The sequence below is a fragment of the Planococcus alkaliphilus genome, assembly GCF_057031095.1.
Map to the genome: position 1 here is coordinate 2,865,857 of NZ_CM168060.1, position 19,006 is coordinate 2,884,862.

At 46.4% G+C, this 19,006-nt stretch carries 17 protein-coding genes; 3 read left to right on the forward strand and 14 right to left on the reverse strand.

Annotated elements, in window-relative coordinates; all coding sequences use genetic code 11:
* Nucleotides 1-442 precede the first annotated feature (442 nt).
* From AC2EXB_RS14975 to AC2EXB_RS14995, 5 genes are all read right to left on the reverse strand, one after another.
* Nucleotides 443-2,056: a M20/M25/M40 family metallo-hydrolase gene (locus AC2EXB_RS14975; RefSeq protein ID WP_483602188.1), complete on the reverse strand. Its 1,614-nt coding sequence runs from the start codon at nucleotides 2,054-2,056 to the stop codon at nucleotides 443-445.
* 15 nt (nucleotides 2,057-2,071) lie between these two features.
* On the reverse strand, nucleotides 2,072-3,232 hold the full coding sequence (locus AC2EXB_RS14980; protein ID WP_483602189.1) for an aminotransferase class I/II-fold pyridoxal phosphate-dependent enzyme: 1,161 nt from the start codon (nucleotides 3,230-3,232) through the stop codon (nucleotides 2,072-2,074).
* Between the two features lie 199 nt (nucleotides 3,233-3,431).
* Nucleotides 3,432-4,343: a DMT family transporter gene (locus AC2EXB_RS14985; protein ID WP_483602190.1), complete on the reverse strand. Its 912-nt coding sequence runs from the start codon at nucleotides 4,341-4,343 to the stop codon at nucleotides 3,432-3,434.
* 28 nt (nucleotides 4,344-4,371) lie between these two features.
* The gene (gene panF, locus AC2EXB_RS14990) at nucleotides 4,372-5,832 is read right to left on the reverse strand and encodes a sodium/pantothenate symporter (protein WP_483602191.1); all 1,461 of its coding nucleotides are present in this window, start codon (nucleotides 5,830-5,832) and stop codon (nucleotides 4,372-4,374) included.
* Nucleotides 5,829-6,098 (reverse strand): YhdT family protein, encoded by a 270-nt coding sequence (locus tag AC2EXB_RS14995; RefSeq protein ID WP_235197057.1) that lies wholly within the window; start codon nucleotides 6,096-6,098, stop codon nucleotides 5,829-5,831. Before AC2EXB_RS14995 ends, panF begins: the two co-directional genes overlap by 4 nt.
* Before the next feature lie 346 nt (nucleotides 6,099-6,444).
* Here AC2EXB_RS14995 and AC2EXB_RS15000 point away from each other — a divergent pair, with 346 nt between their 5' ends.
* Nucleotides 6,445-7,356 carry a C40 family peptidase gene (locus tag AC2EXB_RS15000; protein WP_483602192.1) on the forward strand — a complete coding sequence of 304 codons (912 nt, stop codon included), beginning with the start codon at nucleotides 6,445-6,447 and terminating at the stop codon, nucleotides 7,354-7,356.
* Between the two features lie 119 nt (nucleotides 7,357-7,475).
* Here the strand turns inward: AC2EXB_RS15000 and AC2EXB_RS15005 are convergent, their stop codons facing one another.
* The 7 genes from AC2EXB_RS15005 to AC2EXB_RS15035 all read right to left on the reverse strand — a co-directional run bounded on the left by AC2EXB_RS15005 (nucleotide 7,476) and on the right by AC2EXB_RS15035 (nucleotide 13,766).
* Complete coding sequence (locus AC2EXB_RS15005) at nucleotides 7,476-8,783, reverse strand: efflux RND transporter periplasmic adaptor subunit (RefSeq protein WP_483602193.1); 1,308 nt, start codon at nucleotides 8,781-8,783, stop codon at nucleotides 7,476-7,478.
* Nucleotides 8,776-9,393, reverse strand: coding sequence for a hypothetical protein (locus AC2EXB_RS15010; protein ID WP_483602194.1), 618 nt, complete (start codon nucleotides 9,391-9,393; stop codon nucleotides 8,776-8,778). The genes AC2EXB_RS15005 and AC2EXB_RS15010 overlap by 8 nt, the downstream gene beginning before the upstream one ends.
* A gap of 319 nt (nucleotides 9,394-9,712) precedes the next feature.
* Nucleotides 9,713-9,934 carry a DUF2187 family protein gene (locus tag AC2EXB_RS15015; RefSeq protein WP_052650706.1) on the reverse strand — a complete coding sequence of 74 codons (222 nt, stop codon included), beginning with the start codon at nucleotides 9,932-9,934 and terminating at the stop codon, nucleotides 9,713-9,715.
* 597 nt (nucleotides 9,935-10,531) lie between these two features.
* Nucleotides 10,532-11,455: a S66 peptidase family protein gene (locus tag AC2EXB_RS15020; RefSeq protein WP_483602195.1), complete on the reverse strand. Its 924-nt coding sequence runs from the start codon at nucleotides 11,453-11,455 to the stop codon at nucleotides 10,532-10,534.
* Between the two features lie 41 nt (nucleotides 11,456-11,496).
* Nucleotides 11,497-12,321, reverse strand: coding sequence for a M55 family metallopeptidase (locus AC2EXB_RS15025; RefSeq protein ID WP_483602196.1), 825 nt, complete (start codon nucleotides 12,319-12,321; stop codon nucleotides 11,497-11,499).
* 526 nt (nucleotides 12,322-12,847) lie between these two features.
* The gene (locus AC2EXB_RS15030) at nucleotides 12,848-13,303 is read right to left on the reverse strand and encodes a transcriptional regulator (protein ID WP_251475620.1); all 456 of its coding nucleotides are present in this window, start codon (nucleotides 13,301-13,303) and stop codon (nucleotides 12,848-12,850) included.
* A gap of 106 nt (nucleotides 13,304-13,409) precedes the next feature.
* Nucleotides 13,410-13,766: a hypothetical protein gene (locus tag AC2EXB_RS15035; protein WP_483602197.1), complete on the reverse strand. Its 357-nt coding sequence runs from the start codon at nucleotides 13,764-13,766 to the stop codon at nucleotides 13,410-13,412.
* 348 nt (nucleotides 13,767-14,114) lie between these two features.
* On the opposite strand from AC2EXB_RS15035, the gene AC2EXB_RS15040 reads away from it, so the two are divergent.
* Both AC2EXB_RS15040 and AC2EXB_RS15045 read left to right on the forward strand, forming a co-directional pair.
* The gene (locus tag AC2EXB_RS15040) at nucleotides 14,115-15,647 is read left to right on the forward strand and encodes a hypothetical protein (protein WP_483602198.1); all 1,533 of its coding nucleotides are present in this window, start codon (nucleotides 14,115-14,117) and stop codon (nucleotides 15,645-15,647) included.
* The gene (locus AC2EXB_RS15045) at nucleotides 15,644-18,367 is read left to right on the forward strand and encodes a DEAD/DEAH box helicase (protein WP_483602199.1); all 2,724 of its coding nucleotides are present in this window, start codon (nucleotides 15,644-15,646) and stop codon (nucleotides 18,365-18,367) included. The genes AC2EXB_RS15040 and AC2EXB_RS15045 overlap by 4 nt, the downstream gene beginning before the upstream one ends.
* A gap of 52 nt (nucleotides 18,368-18,419) precedes the next feature.
* Here the strand turns inward: AC2EXB_RS15045 and AC2EXB_RS15050 are convergent, their stop codons facing one another.
* The gene (locus tag AC2EXB_RS15050) at nucleotides 18,420-18,563 is read right to left on the reverse strand and encodes a hypothetical protein (protein ID WP_235197068.1); all 144 of its coding nucleotides are present in this window, start codon (nucleotides 18,561-18,563) and stop codon (nucleotides 18,420-18,422) included.
* Nucleotides 18,564-18,586: 23 nt separating this feature from the next.
* Nucleotides 18,587-19,000, reverse strand: a complete 414-nt coding sequence (locus tag AC2EXB_RS15055) for a single-stranded DNA-binding protein (protein ID WP_110925567.1) — start codon at nucleotides 18,998-19,000, stop codon at nucleotides 18,587-18,589.
* Nucleotides 19,001-19,006: the final 6 nt, after the last annotated feature.

The window sequence follows — 19,006 nt, forward strand, 5'->3', positions numbered from 1 at the left end:
AAAACTGAGATTTGAATGGGTTCTATTTTATGATTTTTTATTTCTACTTTAATTGTGTCGTTCTGTACTTGAATTGTGTCGGGTTCTACATGAACTATGCCCATTTCTACATGAACTATTCTGCTGCCTACATCAATTGTGTCAGTTTCTCTCACAAAACCTAATCGTCTAAGCCGCCCGCTCCGCAGCCGGCTCTTGGTTCGCTTGCAGCGAACGAAAAACCAATTTGTGAGAAGATGCTGTTTTTCTATGAACACGAATGGCTTATCTATCGACACTGGTTCACCTTCTATCGACACTAGTTCCTCTCTTACTGAAACTAGTTCCTTTTTTATCGACACTATCTACCTTTCTTATCGACACTAGCTCCACTTTCAATGACATTAGCTCCTTCCCACACAAAAAAAGAACCTCCACACTAAGTGGAAGTTCCCTCTTTCATTCAATGTCTGCTTTTCACGGGAATCGACAGGATCATCTCTTCTAGCAGCACCGGCATTTCTTCGAAAGTGTTTTTGATGTGCAGGCGTTCGGTGCGCTTGTGGGCGTCTTTGCCGAAGGGGCCGACGTTTAGCACGGGTGCTTTGAGTTCTTTCATGGCTTGGAACGGGATGCTGTAGGTGTCGCCGTAGACGGGTGTGTTCCGTTCGTAGGTGATCCAGCCATCGCCTTGGTCGCCGTAGTTAACGTAGCTCAAATCTGAAATGCCATTGAAGTAATGGACTTGCTGCATTTCCAACCCGAATTTATTCATCGCGTTGGTTGTGACTTGTTCGACACATTGCTTGACGAGCTCGTCCTCCGAAGAGTTGACGGCTGGGTAATACGGCGGCGCATAGAGCAGCACGATGGCAGGTGTGAGTTCCTGGCAATTGATGAGCAGGATGTCGACGATGTGCATGGATTTTTCGCGGACGTCCCATTCCGGATGCATCAAAGTATCGTACAGGGCCTCGTTGACGTAGTCGATGCCGAATTTGCCGATGGCATAGTCCATCAATTCCTGGTAGCGCATGACGCGGATATCGCCGACCGGCTCCACGCCTTCGCGTTCGCACATCGCCAAATAATCGCGCGTGCAATGGGCAGCGGCGTCTTTCGCCACTTGTTCGAAAATCTCGAACACTTCTTCCGCGTTGCGCTCCATCATGAAGACGTTATACATTGCGCTCGTGCGGTACGGCGTCTGAGCGGAGTATTCGTGTTTGATGTCACGCTGCGTCAAGGTTACCGGCAGCGGCGTTGCTTCGCCGTAGACGGTTTCTTTGAAGCTCGGATTCCATTCCATCCTATGCGTCAAATAAGTCGAAATGTAGCTCGATGTGATACCGGAGAGCGGTTCGCCGACGTGCGTTTCTTTGCCGTAGAATAAAGCGGACGGCATGATTTTGCCGATGGAACCTGTATATAAATAATGCGCGGTATCGCCGGGCTTCATGGCAAAAACCGGTTCGCCGTTTAGGAACAGAATGTATTCGAGACCGTGTTCACGTTCCAAATCCAATAATTTCGAAACGCCGTAGCGCATGCCTGCTGAGTTCACTTCTTCGTCCGGCACGGTCATCAAGACAAGATTGATCGGCCAGTTTTCATCGGCCGCTTTTTCAATCATTGCCATGTGGAGCGCGAGCCCCGCTTTCATGTCCATTGTGCCGCGGCCAAATAAATATTCACCGGAATCGAGGTCGGCCTGGGCTTCCGGATCAAGTTCATCGCGAACCAATTTCAAGGCTTCACCGAGTTCAATCGGCCGGCATGCGAGCGGCTCCAGATCCCCGTACTCATCCGTATGGACCGTATCGAAATGGCTCATGAGCACAATCGTATCGACCGCCTCCGGGTGTTTGTAAAGCGCCGTCACATATTGGCGTCCCCAGTTGACTTCGCCGAGAAACAGATGATCCGGATGTTCCTGGAAATAGGGAATCATCTCCAGCTTTTCTTTCAAGCGGTCTGCAAATTCCACTTCACCTTCGGTCAGCGTCATGCTTTTCCAACTTACCAGTTCACATAACAGCTCTTGCAATTTATCGGGTGTCCCCCACATTAACGCCATTTCACTTTCCCCTTTCTATTGTTCCAAAGTCTTTAGCCAAGCCGCCATCCGCTCCATCGCCTGTTCCAAAGTCGGCATGGAGTAGGCGTATGAAATCCGCAGGAAGCCTTCGCCGTATTCGGTAAACGCCGTTCCCGGCACTGCTGCAACTCCCGCTTCTTTCAATAAACGCGTGGCAAACTCGAACGAGCTCATGCCATATTTTGCGATGGAAGGAAAAATATAAAATGCACCGTTCGGCTTCACCACTTCAAGCCCCATCTCGGTCAATTTTCCGTAGACGAATTCCAAGCGCTCCATATACGCTCGATTCATCTCCGCTGGTACATGACGGTTGTTTTTCAGCGCTTCGATCGCTGCATACTGCGTCGGAACCGACGCGCATACGGTATTGTACATATGCACTTTCAATATATGCTTCACGTATTCCTCCGGTCCAAGCAGAAAGCCCATCCGCCAGCCTGTCATGGAATGCGATTTCGACAGGCCGTGAATCAGGAACGTCCGGTCTTTGATCGCGTCAAAGCAGGCGAAAGATGTATGCGAACCGATAAATGTATTTTCGCTGTAAATTTCATCGGTCAGCACGAAAATCTCTTGATTCTTCAATTCTTCCACAATCACTTCCATCTGCTCTTTCGTCAAGGTTACGCCTGTCGGGTTGGATGGAAAATTAAACAAGATCGCTTTTGTTTTATTGGTGATCAACGCTTTAATCGATTCTGCAGTCGGCACGAGCCCTGTCGTAGAAGTATCCAGCAAGACCGCTTTGCCGCCGTTCAATGAAACAAGCGGTTCGTATCCGGCAAAGCAAGGCGCCGGAATGATGACTTCATCGCCTTCGCAAAGAATCGTACGGAACGTGGCATCGAGTGCTTCGCTGGCACCGTTGGTTGCGATGATTTCCGTTTGTGGATTGTATGTAAGTTTATAAGTATCGCTGAAAAAAGACGCAATTTCCTGCCGCAGTTCAAGCAGGCCGGCGTTATGGGAGTAGCTCGTCATATCGGCCGTGATCGCCGCTCTTCCCGCTTCTTTGACTTTTTCAGGCGTCGGGAAATCCGGTTGGCCGATCGTCAAATTGATGGCATCGGGGTAATCGACCAATTGGTTGAAGAATTGGCGGATCCCTGAAATCTTCAGCGCTTCCGCGCGCGGATTTAATTGTAAGGACATATTCATGCGCTCCGTTTCACGTTTTGGCTTTCCTCTATTATATTGCAATAAATGAGAAAATAAAGGGCAGCGGGCCGGGAATCCTTGTGTCATTTTTCACAATTTCGCAAACCGCTTGGGACGCTAGACAAATTCAGCACTTCCTGAGATCAAAAAAATCCCATCCGCCGTCAACTGACAGCAAATGGGATTTCCTCTTTTATTCAACCCGTTTTCTTCTTTTCCGCAGCAAGTCTTCCGCAGCGCCTGAACCGAATAGCACGCCGATGATAATCAGCACTAGGCCGTAAATATGGCCGCTGGTGATTTTTTCACCGAGGATGACGGCTGCTCCGACGAGAGAAAACAAGGTGTTCAAATTCATGAAGATCGCGGCTTTTGTTGGTCCAGCTTGTCCAATCGAGTAGTTGTATAGCATATGCCCCATCGCTGTCCCGATGATTGCGGAAAAGACAAAGCCCAGCCAGAAAATCGCAGGCATGTCTTTGAATGCCTGGATTTCGCCTGGTTCCTGAATCAGGGAAATGACGAGCAGCACGACGGAACCGAGAACAAACATATAGCCTGTCAACACACGCGGATCCATCGAAGCAGCTGCTTTCGCGATGACGATATAACTGAAGACCTGCACCAAAATCGACAAGAAGACAAAAATGTCGCCGATGTTCATGCCGGAAGCGGCTTCGTTGCCGACGAGTACCGTTGCTGAGACGCCGGCAAGGCCAACAAAAACACCGATCCACTGAAGTTTCGACGGGTAGCTCCGCATGATGAGCGACACGAGCACGGCTGTCAGCATTGGTCCGGTCCCGAGGATCAATCCGGCATTCGAACCGCTCGTAATGGATAGCCCGCTCGACAAAAAGTAATGATGGCCGACAACATTCAGCAAAGCGCCGAGCCCGATGTATTTCCATTCATTCCTCTTCGGCCATCTTAACAGCCGCATTGCAGCCAGTATCACCATCACGGCAATTCCGGCGAGCATGATCCGGAATGCTGTCAGCGTGATGGGATCGACAAATTCGATCATGTATTTAACGACCGGCAGATTGATCCCCCACATGAACATGACAAGCGTTAATAAGAGGTAGATTTTCCATGGTTTCAAATCAGAAGACCTTCTTTCACCTGCCGGATTATTTCGCAGCCCTCACATTGTAATCATATGCTGTGCGCCCTATCAGCAAACTGAATGCGATAAAAGCAACGAGTGAAAGCAGAACGGGCAATGTCACAGTATGGACGCCGAACAAATTGCCATTCGCAGTATTGTAGAGATGGAGGAAAACGTAGCTGCCGATCCCTGTTATCATCGACGCAATCGCTCCGTATTTATTGCCCCATTTCCAGTACAGGCCGAGAACCACTGGCCAGATAAACGCCGCTTCCAAACCGCCGAATGCAAATAAATTCAGGAAAATCAACAGGTCTGGCGGATCTAAAGCGAGCAGGAAGACGATGATGCCAAGCGCTCCTGTAACGCCGAAAGATAATCGTTTGATTGATTTCAAATCGGCGTCCGGTTTGATGTAATTCAAATAAACGTCTTTTACAATTGAAGAACTGACCAGAATCAGCAAAGAATCGACCGTCGACATGATAGCCGCCATCGGAGCTGCGAGGACAATTCCGGCAACCCAGGCTGGCAAAGTTTCAAGTGCGATCAACGGGATGACTTTATCCCCGATATCAATGCCAGGCAGAATCGGACGGGCAAAAACGCCGATCAAGTGCATATTGAGCATGATAAATCCGGTAACGACGGTTCCGATGATCAATGCCCGGTGCATCGACCGTGAATTTTTATAAGACATTGCACGCACCGTGATTTGCGGCAAGCCCACAACTCCGACTCCGACAAGAATCCAGAAAGAAGAAACATACGCAGCGCTTAAATTGCCATCCGCTCCGTAAGGCGTTACGAGATTCGGGTTTTCATTCAGCAAATCCGCCATGATGTTCGGAATGCCGCCGCCTGCGATAATGACGGCAATGAGAAGAACCAAGGTCCCTACAAACATGACCGCGCCCTGGACCGCATCTGTTACAGCAACTGCCCGGAATCCGCCGATTGTTACGTAGACCAGCACGCTGACAGCGAAAATGAATAAAGCCGTGTTATACGGAAGACCCGTCAGCGATTCTACGAGACGCGCACCGCCGATCCACTGCGCAGCCATCGCAGAAAATAGGAAAATGATGATGCTGAGCGCTGATAAAATGACCACCCATGTGCTGTTATAGCGAGCTTTTAGAAAATCGATCATCGTCACCGCTTGATAGCGGCGCGCCATGATTGCAAACTTTTTGCCGAGGATCATCAAGACAAAATACCCAGTGACCACTTGCGTCATGGCAAGCAATACCCAGCCGAAACCCATCGTATAGGCGGTTCCGGGGCCACCTAGGAAACTTGAGGCACTGCCGTAAGTCGCAACCATCGTCATCGCAAGTACGAAACCGCCTAACTCCCGGCTCCCGAGAAAATAATCATTGATGAAATTTGAACTGGAAGAAAGTTTGGTGCTCGACCAATAGCCGATTGCAAAAATGATCAATAAGAAAACGAACATTGGAATGATAACTGCATAATTCATCGGTCATCGTCCTCCTCATCAAAAGGTACTTCCACAAAGAAAAATTTGACGATGACGATCACTAAAACGACAATCACCAAGAAACCCACTACGCAGCTCCAGAAAAACCAATCCGGCAAACCGAAAACATAGCTGTACTCTTCAACAGGCCGGCTTCCCATTCCATATGCGAATCCGAACCACCAGACAAAATTGAATAAAGCCAGTCCCAAGCCGATTAACGCTTCCCGGTTCGCAATTTTAAATCGCCAATCCGTTTCTTTCATTTTTTTCACTCCATTCTATAGTCTTACTTCCTATTTAGTCTTTTGGCGCAATTTCTTGATTTTAAAAGTATGAATCCATTTCCTTCTTCTTTCATCAAAACCTTAATAAAATGACCTTTTTCTTATCTTATCATTCATTACTTATGTAAAATATCCTAAAAATCTATTGACTGAATATTCTTTATCACCTATATTAAGAAAAGCACAAGCACCCATCTAGCCTCGACAGGCTTAAGGCAGAACACGCAGGAAATCCTGATTTCCGTAGTGGGCTGACTTAAGATCCCGAGAGGCTGGGTGCTGGAGTCTGGACACCAAAAAACATCTTACCTTTGGAGGTTGAAGCATGAAGCAACAATTACTGTCCGGTGTATTGGCTATCGCTCTATTCTCCACCGTCTCTCTTCCCTTGGCGGAAGCCGCAACGTATAAGGTACAACCTGGAGATACCCTTTACCGAATTGCACAAAAACACAAAGTAAGCGTCGCAGATTTAAAATCGTGGAATAAGCTCAGCAGCGACTCCCTCTATGCCAACCAATCCCTCAACATCGGGAATGCGTTAATCGCCGCACCGAAAAAAGTAAAAAATCCGGTGAAGGCGAAAGTGCCTGTTAAAGCAAGCGCTCCAGCGCCAAGTACCGGCACAACCACTTACATAGTCAAAAAAGGCGATTCGCTTTACAGCATCGCTAAGAAATACGGGGTTACGGCTGACCAGATCATTGTTTGGAACAAACTCGCATCCACGAACCTGCTGGTCAATCAAAGCTTGAAAATCGGCAGCGCCAAGCAGCCTTCTAAAGTGATCCCGGTATCCGCTGAAAAACCTGCTCCGGTTCCCGCTCCTGCACCGATTGCAGCGCCTGTCGGCAATCAGGCAAGTTCCGTTTATGCAGCTGCTTTGAAAATCGCCTATTCACTAGAGCGTACACCTTATGTATTCGGCGGTGCAAGCCCTGGCGGCTTTGATTGCAGCGGATTTATCTATTATGTTTATTCCCAGGCTGGATTAAAAGTATCCCGCACAGACAGCGTCGGCTTTTACAACCTTTCTTCTGAAATCACGAATCCCGCAATCGGGGATTTGGTCTTTTTCCAAGATACATATAAGCCAGGCATCTCACATATGGGCATATTTGCCGGCAATAACTCATTCATCCATGCCGGCAGCAAAGGAATCGAAGTATCGAATTTAGATACGCCTTACTGGAACCAGCATTTCGTTGGATTTAAACGCCTAAAAGCTTTGAAATAGGCATAAATTCCGTTCAGTTCTTTATTATGTAGTTTTTCTGCCGTGCAGGCAATCCTTTCTTTTATCGATTAGACGTAAAAACCCCTTGGCCGCAATTGCAGCCAAGGGGTTTTTCGTGTTTATCGGGCAAGCAGATATTCTACATAATGGCGCCAGTTCGTGTTTTTCGCAAACTCGAAATCCGGCTGTTCGCTTGGGAACGGCATGAAGACTGCCGGTGGCGAAGTGAAATTCTCGAGGGTGCCGTCTGTTACAACAACTGCACCTGGAACGACGCCTTCCGACAATACGGCTTTGCCGTTCAAATCAAAATTGATGATGACCGGTACTGCAGCAGCATAGCCTTTTTCTGTTAAGGCGTTCACCGAGCCGTTCATATCCGTCCGATCGAAAATCCATGTTTCCGGCAAGGCTACAGCATCCGCCGCCTCATTTGTAATAATCGAAGCGTTGGCTTTGCTGCCAAACGGCATGCTTGCTTCAATCGGTTCATCGGTCATGATATGCACTGCATAGAATGCGAGCGGATTTTTCTGCTCTTTCGGGTCAAGTGTCCGGTAAGCTTCCAACCATCTTGTTTCTTCAGCAGGGACTTGTGATTTTTTCAATACCGTTGCTGGCATTGCTTTTCCCATGCCTTCAGCATGAACGAAAACCCGGTCCTGTTCGGAAACGTCTTGCCATTCGTCTTCTAATACATACGTCACAAACGATCTTTCATTGGAATAAATTTCAATGCTTAGCGGTTCAGCATTCCGCTGGATGGAAGATACGACACCTTCCACTGGGCTGATCAGCGCTGGATTTGAAACACTTTGCGCCAATTGTGCTTCCACAACGGCCAATTTGGAATCGATCGCTGCAAGCTGCTGTTCTGCTTGGGCAATGCCCGCTGCATATGAGCCATCTTGCGGCACTTCTACATCTACTCCGACAGAAAGGTCGACATTTAGTTCAACGGTATCGCCTTCTCCGTTCGTGACAGTCGAGTTATCCGAAGCATCACTTGATTCCGAGCGGCTTTGCTGGCTGGAGCGAGCCGATTCAAGCGATGATTTCGTGCTTTGGACTTCTCCACGTTCTTGCAGCAGAGCATCACGTTCAGATTCCCAAATTGCGCGCTGGTCTTCGGATTCGGCTTCGTTCAACATCGCCAGTTCAGAACCCGCTTCAATCACGTCTCCTTCAGAAACAAGCCATTGTTCAATCGCTTCTGAGTCTTGAACGTAAATTTGCGTCGTGCCAAGCGGCTCGATTAATGCCTCTTTCGCTAATTTCTCGGTATACGTATTCGTATAAGCCCGCTCGTATTCACTGACATATACGTCTTTTGCCAATATGCTCTTGTCGCCGAACATCAATAAGGCGTTTGTTGCCAAAAATGCGGTAACGGCGATAGAGAGGCCGATGAAAAAGAATCTATTCAACGGAAGCGCCTCCTCTCGTGAAGTCGGCAATGATTTCATTAAGCGGGATCAAGCTGAATGAGGCAACTGCCAAAGCCACGACCACGTGAATGAGAATCAATGCAAACAAAACCTTTTTCGGTGAGTATTCCGTGAAACTGCGAACGTAACGGTATTGCACAGCAATGATCAGCGCTGTGAAAAGCGTCAATTGATTAAAGAAGAATGTTAAAAATGGTACATCAAGGAACGAAGCCGCCATCGGGCCAAATGATAGCATCGAAACCGGCAGTGTATAGCCGACGACTGCGAAAATCACGAATGTGATGGCTTTTTCAATTAATAAAAGGGCCAGCACATAGGTCTGCATGACCAATGCGGCACGCCAAGGCATCTTCGTGATGCGAGCGAATAGATAAGCCACTCCGTAAGAATGGAATGCCAGATAAAGTCCTGCCCAAATCAAGGTGCCGGCAAGCGAAGTCCAACGTGCCAGCGTATATGTATCCCATTCGCCTGCAGCTAGGAAAGGCGTCAGCGATGACGTATTCATCCCCCAAATTTCGCGCAGCGCAAAAACCAGCAAGCCTAAAACGAAAATCCAGGCAAGCCGTTGATTAAATCGTCTCATCTCCGATTCGTGCAAATTATGTATAAGTTCTCCCTGTCTGGTAAAATAATGCCAGAATTTAAAATCAAATATCATGCGGTGTGATTCCTTTCGGTGCAAATGATGGTTCTGCATACTTTACTTTACCAAAAAACATGAATCTTTGAAACGCAAAACCTGCCACATTTTTCAATATCCAACGCTTTGAGCCAAAAGGCATAGAATAAGCACCAGAAAACTAAAATAATGCCAGTGGGTTCTTACGTTTTTTCGAATTTCATTCACTCCAACGATCTTCCGCTAAAATAAAAACCTCCCGTCGAAACGGAAGGTTTAAATCTTAAACGATTTTGTATTTCTTATGTGAAATTACGGTCATATTGGATGCCGCACCAATTTCTTTTGCATCTTCCGGCGAAATCTCGACGATTACCGAATTGTCCATGATTTTAAAAATGGTTCCATTGACTTCCACACCATTGCGAGTGAAGGAAATCCATTCGCCAATTTTGCGAGCTGCTACAAATTCAGAAACTTCTTTTTCATGTGGTTGAAATGCCATCGTTATCCTCGCCTCTCTTTATAGAAACAATATCTATTCATTATAGCACATTTTAAAGAAGATTTCACGTTTGAAGATGCGCTTGTTTAGAGCCGCACTTCCGCTTTTCTTTGTGTCCAGCTACAGTGCCCAGCCCCTCGGGATCTTAAGTCAGTCCACTTCGGAAATCAGGATTTCCTTCGCGTTCTGTCTTAAGCCTGTCGCGGCTAAACGGGCACCTCCGCTTTTCTTTGTGTCCAGACTCCAGTGCCCAGCCCCTCGGGATCTTAAGCCAGTCCACTTCGGAAATCAGGATTTCCTTCGCGCTCTGTCTTAAGCCTGTCGGGGCTAAACGGGCACCTCCGCTTTTCTTTGTGTCCAGACTCCAGTGCCCAGCCCCTCGGGATCTTAAGCCAGTACACTTCGGAAATCAGGATTTCCTTCGCGTTCTGTCTTAAGCCTGTCGGGGCTAAACGGGCACCTCCGCTTTTCTTTGTGTCCAGACTCCAGCAACCAGATTCTTGGGTCATAAGCCAATCCGGCTGTGCGGCTTGAAATACGCCGCTTCGCCAGCTCGTCTTATGCCCGGCGAATCTACACGGCTGCTTCCGCTTTTCTTTATTCCACTCCCGGCAGGATGGTCAACGTTTTTTCATTCGCATCAAGTCTTGCCTTTACGCCGAGCGGAATCGAGAAATGCGGTTCACAGTGGCCGATTTTGAATCCTTTTACGACCGGGACTTTCAATCCTTTAAAGTAATCGTCTAACACTTGATCCAGAGTCAACGATCGTTCCGGCTTTTTCGGTTCCGCGTTCTTGAAATCGCCGATGACCACTCCTGCCACGTCATCGAATTTGCGTGCCATACGCAAATGGTTCAACATTTCATCGACTTGGTAAGGCTCTTCGTCAATGTCCTCGATCAATAGAATTTTGCCAGCCGTCTCCAGATCAAATTTCGTACCGATCGCTGAACGGATCAAAGATAAATTGCCTCCCACAAGTTCCCCTTCTGCTACGCCGCTTGCCAACGCAGTCAAAGGTGAAATTTCCTCGGAATAGAACAATTCAAATGGCGCAAACAGCTGTCCGAACATCCGTGCACTGCGTTCATGGAACGTCTCTTTCCCCACATCTGAAGCAAGCATCGGGCCGTGGAACGTGACAAGGTCTGCATATTGGCCGATGGCCGTATGTAAAAACGTAATATCGGAATAGCCCCAAAACACTTTCGGGTTCTCCTTGATCATTTGAAAATCGATATTTTCCGTGTAGCGGGCTGCCCCGTAGCCGCCGCCGGCACAAATAATCCCGGAAATTTCAGGGTCTTCAAACATCGCATGGAGATCCGCTAATCTTTCTTCATCACTGCCTGCTAAATAGCCGTGTTTCGCTTCAACTGATTTCCCCATCTTCACTTTTAAGCCAAGCTCCTCTAAAAAAGGCAAAGCTTTTTGAAGGTTTTCCAGATTTGGCGGGCTTGACGGTGAAATGATGCCGACCGTATCCCCTCTTTTTAATCGTTTTGGCAATGTGCGCAAATCCATCCACTCCTTGTTCTCATTTATTTTTCCAATCGTTCTTAGCAGAATTTCGCTTGGTCCGCGAGCTCTGTCATAACGAGCATTGCGCGGTAAGCTTCCAATATATCTTTTGCCTGGAACCGCACAATCGTTGTGCCTTCTTCAATTTCACAGCCCGGCATCATCGCGGCCAGCTCCGCTTCACCGTAATTGGTGAATTCAATCCGCAAGAGCGGCGACTCTGGCGGTACGAGCGGCGCCACATTTCCTCGGTTCTGAATCGCTTCTTTGGTCTTTTTCTTCAATAAATGCTGGGCTTTTTTCGGATGAAGGGTTTTCACCGCAGAACGCGTTATAGTTTCTTTCACTGCTGCTGTGACGACATTCGGGATAAGTGCTTCCGCTTCCCGGCAAGCACAATCATCGCCAGCGACTAAAAGCACAGGCACCCCGAAATGTCCCGCTATATAAGCGTTAAAGCCGAGCTCCCCAATTTCCGTTTCATTGATCCACATGGAACGGACCGCAAAAACCATGGCATGCGACATGGCGCCTTTTTGCCCGGCACGTGCATGGTAGCCAGCTAACAACAAGCCGTCGAAACTGGAATCCAGCCCTTCTACCATCGAAAGCATCTTGACTCCACCCGTGATCAATTCCGCTTCTTCATGCAAATCTTCCGCAATGAGATTATTCATTTTTGAATGGCTGTCGTTAATGACAAACCGGGTAGCCCCTCGATCGTATGCTCCGTGGATAATGGCATTAGCGTCCTGCGTCATCAGGCGGCGGCCGCGTTCATAATTCAGCTCACTAGACATAACGTATGTATAATCCGGAAGCGCCGTAACGCCTTCCATATCCATCGACAAATAGAATTTCATATCGGGTGATTTCCTTTCCAATTAATTTCTTATCTACAAATGTAGCAATAGCAAGCTCTGAATACAATCGCTATCTGTCCTCCTAAGTATGGAAATCCAAATCTTTTAACCAAATTATATGCTAATAAATAATTATTTTGAATTTTTAGTCATTTAGATGCATGACGGATTTTATAAGATGCCTTATGATAAAAACAAGCTATAAATAACAAGGAAATCACAAAAGGATTTCCGCTATAGCACACTAGATCTTCTAACAGCAAAGGAGCGATTGCAGATGAATTTTGAAAAAGTATTGGAACTGGAATTAGGAGATCTAGCATTAGGATTAGTTGGCTCGACGGGATTTTTGATCATGCTGACAATCTTCACAGCTTTGTGAGAGGTGACTTATGAATAACCCCAAAGAATAAAAGCCCTTTTCCGCATATCCGGGAAATGGGCTTTTGTTCGTTTTCGCACATTTAAAAACGCCTGCTCCTTTTTATTAACCAGGGCAGGCGTTTATCCATAATCCTTATCCACTTTACAAACCTCCATTTTGTTGTTCTTCGAGCAAATGATGGAACATTTCTTCATTGCGCTCTGATAATGCATAGTCGATCATGCGGTTGAAGTTTTCTTTTTCAAGAAAATGAATCGCTTCTTCAGCTTCTTGCTTCGCTTGGTCGTTCACTTCCAGCAAGCCCGCTCTTTCTTCCTGCAAAATCGCTTGAAGGTGCGTATGGATATCTGAAACTAGCAGCAGTTGATAAAGCGGCAAACGGATGAAACGGTTTCCTTTCTGGAACACAAACACTTCAGAAAGGTTTTCCACTTGGAAAGTGTTTAAATTGACGACAATCTCTTTTCCTTCTACCGGAATAAAGTGAAACAGCTCATCATCTTTCATAATTGAAAAGTATTGATAAGCAAAGACGAACTTAACCAAATGATCTTCTTTCTTTGTATAAAAAGGCTTCATCAATTTAACGTGCAACATGACACTCCCCCCTTTATAAGAAATTAGAATATTCTTACTACATTAATCATACCATGAATTTGAGGTTTCGGATAGAAAAAAGCACATCAGAATCAGTCTAACCAAATTATTTTTCTATTCTCAAAAAGGCAGGCAGCACCAAAAAATGCAATTGATCAGGATTGATATGAAGAAATAAGGAATCAATGAAATAATAAATAAAATCTTCAAATTCCTGTTCATTTACCTGTCCCCTGTAAAAGACGATGCAGTTGTTTTTAAAATCGAGCCGCACGGCTTTCAAAGGACTATAGGAAATGTGTTTCCCGATGAATACATAACTGTCATTTAGCGGCAATGCATTCCAGGCAATTTTCCGATACCCATCATTGGCAATCAATAGAAATAATTCAAATCTTTCCACATCTTCTTGCTTTAACATATACCCAAAATCCGGTATCTCCAAAACATAAGAATTGATCAATTCCATTCCCCCTCAATAAGCGCGCTTATTTTAAAAAGTTCATTCATACTGGCACACTTCTTCTGAAACTGCCCGATCTCGCATTGCAATCAAAGAAAGAAGTGCATTTGTTTTATTCGTTTTCTACTTAAATTCGAATTGCAGCCGATGCCGTTTGGAGATTCTTTTCTTCTCCTACCCGCCTACCTGACAGCATTCCTAATGGTTTCATCAAGAAAATAACAAATAGAATTAAAGGATTAAAAGCTAAATACCTAAACAAAGACGGCAATTAACTTTCCTTCATCGTTTACGGAGGAGCTGTAAAGCCGTATAATAGAAGGAAAGTTTTATTTTGGGGCGATGTAAATGGCAACAGTTCAACATTTGGCAAAACGTTTTGATGATACGATCCACAATTATATGGCTGCTATCGACGACTCACTCAATCCATCTCGTGAAATGGATGAGGAAATGGTTCGAAAAGCAGTCTTTTTAGTGCGCCATGATGGTGTTCAAATTCTGTCGTTCAACGAAGAACGGCTTCTGCTCGAAGCCATCGTAAAAGACGCTCATACAGTTAAAGTCGTTTTGAATTTCGAAAAATTAACAGCAGTTTGTGCGTGTCCGCAGGAAGAGAATTGCCGCCATAAGCTTGCGGTTGTTTTCTCGCTCTACCAAAAAATCGGCTCGTTATCGGAATGGGTAGCCAAGTGGCGTGCCCGTCCCGCAGAACAGCTTAATTTATTGACCGATAAACGGTCTCCTGTGCAATGGGTTCACATCATCCGCAATGCGTGGCGGGAACCGGTTCCGGATTACACGAAACGCAATTATTTCTATTTCGAGCAGCTATATGACGGCAGATTGAAAAATGCCTTGTCCTTCGTTCCGCTTGAAAGAGAATGGAAAGTATTCTACCGCACATACGCCCATTTGATTTCTTTGATGGAAGTATGGGAAACCTATATAGCTGGAACTCAGGAAGTGCACCATTCATTCTTTAAAACTTGGTTCGATGATGAATTGCATGCGCTCCGCGATTTGCTGGAGCAATTGCGCGTTCAGCACCGGACATTTGAAGCGGACGCTTTTTTGGAACATTTGAGAAACCTGGTACATGATTTTGTTACCGTAAAAGACGGATCCTTTTCACAGCGCTTTACGGTTTACCAATTATTCTGGACCTCATTATTTACAACGGCGAAACTCCGTAAGGAAGAGCTTGCTTCATTTGTCCGTCCAGAACCGCGGATTGAAGCATTTTTTGCCATTCTCCTTGGCGAAGATGTAAAAGCGAAAAAACTGTCTCCGGATGAAACCCCGGATTGGGTGCAGCTTGCCATCCTCGCAGAGAGCGAAACCCATGAACAAGCATTGACTGCCATTTTGATGTCAATCAAACCGAATGTTAAAACCTTCCTTTTTGAAGGTCTATACACTCAATACCGCCACCAATATGTGCGGGTTTTGAGCAGGTTGTTTTCGTTGATCCATCTAAGCGAAACCGATTGGGAAGATTTGTTCAAACAGTTCGGCCATTACGGCCTCCCAGCTTATTCAACTTATTTAATCGAGAAAAAGCTATTCAAGCAATGGGCGGAACTTCACCATCTTCACAACTCGCCGCTTTATTTTGCTGAGGAATGCGGCTTAAAAGAAGTACAAGAAGCTGCTCCGGATTTTGTTCTTCCTTTGTTCCACCGCTATGCGATGGATTATCTGGAAGAACGCAATCGCCCCAGCTATAAACAAGCGGTGCGGATGTGGAAGAAAATGAAAGCCGCTTGCAAAAAAAGCGGTCAAATGGAATTCTGGACTGCGTATATCAATGAGATCCGTACGCAAAACAAACGCCTTCGGGCACTCCAGGAAGAGATCGAGAAAGGACATCTTGTATGAATCAGTTCCAAACGGAAGGAAACCGTACCTATTATTTAAAAATCCGGCGCTTTGAAGAATTCCGGGTACAAGCGATAAATGAAACCGGCAACCGGATTCCACCAGAAGTCTGGAAACCATACTTGTATTTCCTCGACAAAGAAAGCTTTTTCGGCTTGACTGCGCGGATTGACGGACTGGATCTATTGTTGACGCCTGCTGATTTTGTGCGTTTATTCCAACGGGAGGCGCATCATTATGTGTCATTTTCCGGCCAGACCGAAGAAGACGAAACCTGGCTGAATCTTGCTGGAAAAGTAGCCGATTCCTTGAACGATCCAAATCTTTGGGATCATATCTCAGTGGACGGAGAAGACATTTTGATCGATCCAGCATATGGAGATCCGGAAATCCAAGCATTCCTAAGTGATACCATCAAGCACCAATTGCATCAAAAAGGATTGGCAACTGCACAGCTGCCTTTTATCCAGCATTTTGTTCAACATGCCGGATGGGACGGTTTGCCTGCGAGCGACGATTACGTCATGGCGGTCCAACTTGGCGAACCGCAAGACGATGCTTTCTGGTCATTCAAAGTGGTTCTTCGCTCCAAACGCGGAAGTGTCTACTGGACACCTTCCAAACGGCGGATGGATGAACCTTTCGATAAAGTGCTGCCTGAGAAATGGCGTGCTCACCAACAGGAGATCAAAGAAAAACAGATGTTGATTCTGAGCCTCTGCCCTTCTGTCGAAAATTACGACGAAGACCGCCTTTACCATGCGGAATGGACAGATGCAGAAGTGTTGGAGTTCTTGCGCAATGATGCGGAGATCCTTCAGTCTTTTGGCGTCGAAGTTTCAATCCCTTCTTGGCTGAAAGCGGTCCAAGAATCCAAAATCCGAGTGAAAGCCAATATCCATTCTCCGGTCAAAAAAGCATCTGTGGTCGGCCTAGATCAAATTGTGCGCTTTGACTGGCAATTCTCATTGAACGGCCACGAACTCAGCATGCAGGATTTCCAGCAGCTTGTCGCTGAGAACAAAGAATTTATCCGCATCGGCAACGAATGGGTACGTGTAGACTCCAATTTGCTCATGCAGCTTCGGAAAATGATCGAAGAAGCAGATGACGCCGATTGGACCATCAAGGATATGCTGTTCCAGAATGTGCCTGAAATTATGCTGGATGAAGGTGTAGACGAAGAAGATCCGTTGATTGAGTTCCATTTGAATAAATCATTGCGGACATTGCTCGATAAATTGCTGGATAAACGCGATTTACCGGAAACACCGATTCCTGAAAATCTTCATACAGAACTTCGGCCTTATCAGAAGACCGGATTCGATTATCTTGTATTCATGCGCGAAGAAGGCTTCGGCCTTTGCCTTGCAGATGACATGGGACTTGGAAAAACAGTTCAATTGATCACTTACCTTCTGCATGTCCATGCGAAGAAACCCGAGCAGCCTTCACTGATCATTTGCCCGACTTCCGTACTCGGCAACTGGCAAAAAGAGCTTGAACGCTTTGGCCCGGACTTGAAAGTGGTTACCCATTACGGCAGCACCCGTCCAAAAGCCGAGGAATTCCAGGCCTTCCTGCAGAAAGAAAAACCGGATGTCGTGCTATCTACGTACGGCATCGCTTCTTCGGATGCGGAAGAGATCCAAGGCATCCACTGGACCAGCATTACGCTGGATGAAGCACAGAACATCAAGAATATGTATACGAAGCAATCCCGTACCATCCGTAAATTTAAAGGCGACCATCACATCGCTTTGACCGGGACACCGATTGAAAACCGGCTTTCTGAACTTTGGTCGATTTTTGATTTTATCAACAAGGGCTATTTGTATCGCATCAAGCAGTTCCAAGAGAATTTCATGATTCCGATTGAACGCGACGATTCAGAAGAAACGAAAGAAAAGCTTCGACAGCGCATTCAGCCATTCTTGCTGCGCCGGACGAAAAAAGATCCTGATTTGCAATTGAATTTGCCGGAGAAGCAAGAGCAGTTGGAATACTGTCCATTAACGCCGGAACAAGCAGCTTTATATGAAGGTTTAGTGCAAGATACGGTGCAGAAAATGGAGACGCTCACCGGATTTGAGAAAAAAGGCCTTGTCTTAAAGATGCTCAGCAAATTAAAGCAATTGTGCAATCATCCTTCTTTGTATTTGAAAGAACCTTATACATCCGCTGCAGAGATATTGCCGCGGTCCCAAAAACTTGAACGCATTGTGACTCTGGCAGGAGAAATTGCCGAGCGCGGAGAGCAATGCCTGATTTTCACTCAATATATCGGCATGGGGCATTTATTGCAGCAAGCCATCAATGAATTATATGGCCATGAAGTTCCATTCTTGACTGGAAGCATGCCAAAAAATCAGCGCGATTCTCTCGTAGCTGCTTTCCAGAACGGCAAATTTCCAATTTTCATCCTTTCGTTAAAAGCAGGGGGAACCGGTTTGAACTTAACAGCCGCTACCCATGTTTTGCATGCGGACAGATGGTGGAACCCCGCAGTTGAAAACCAAGCGACAGACCGGGCTTACCGAATCGGCCAAACCCAATTCGTGCACGTCCATAAATTTGTGACCATTGGCACGATCGAAGAAAAAATCGATGCGCTGCTTACTCAAAAGCAGACCATGTCCGAACAATTTATCCAATCCAGCCAGTGGATGACAGAGCTGTCAGACAGCGAATTGAAGGAACTGTTTACCTATAATCTATAATAATCCGGCTGAGCCCCCACCCAACCGGATTTCCTTCTGGCGAGTGAAAACTTCATCCTTGTTGGACGGAACGGAAGCTCTCTTTCAGTTCACCTAGTTCCCGCTCCGCCTCTGCCAATCGGCGATGAAGCAAGGCGGTCAGTTTGATTAATTGCTCCATATGCACTTCCAATTGCAATTGAACGTCTTTTGGCATAACTAAGTGCCTCCTTATCCTAATTAAGTACTTATTACAGTAGCCGTTCCTGGCGGCTGGAAATCAAAGTCTGCTTCAGACCCAGGTTCCAGCGGTTTAGGAGCGGCTTCTTCTTTTGGCCGCTTTTTATCAAGAAAACGGATTTGATCACCCAGTACTTCTGTAACATAAACACGGGATCCGTCTTCTTTATCGTAATGGCGGGATTGCAGTCTGCCTGTTACTGCAACCAAAGATCCTTTCGTGCAGTATTTCGAAACATTGTGGGCGGGCTTGCCCCAGGTTGAGCAGAGAACAAAATCCGTTTCCACTTCCCCTCGTTGATTTTTGTAATTCCGGGACACGGCGACGATGAAAGAAGTATGTACGCGCCCTTCGCTCATCACACGCATTGTCGGGTCTTTCGTTAAGCGGCCAACGATTCCGACTTGATTCATTTTTTC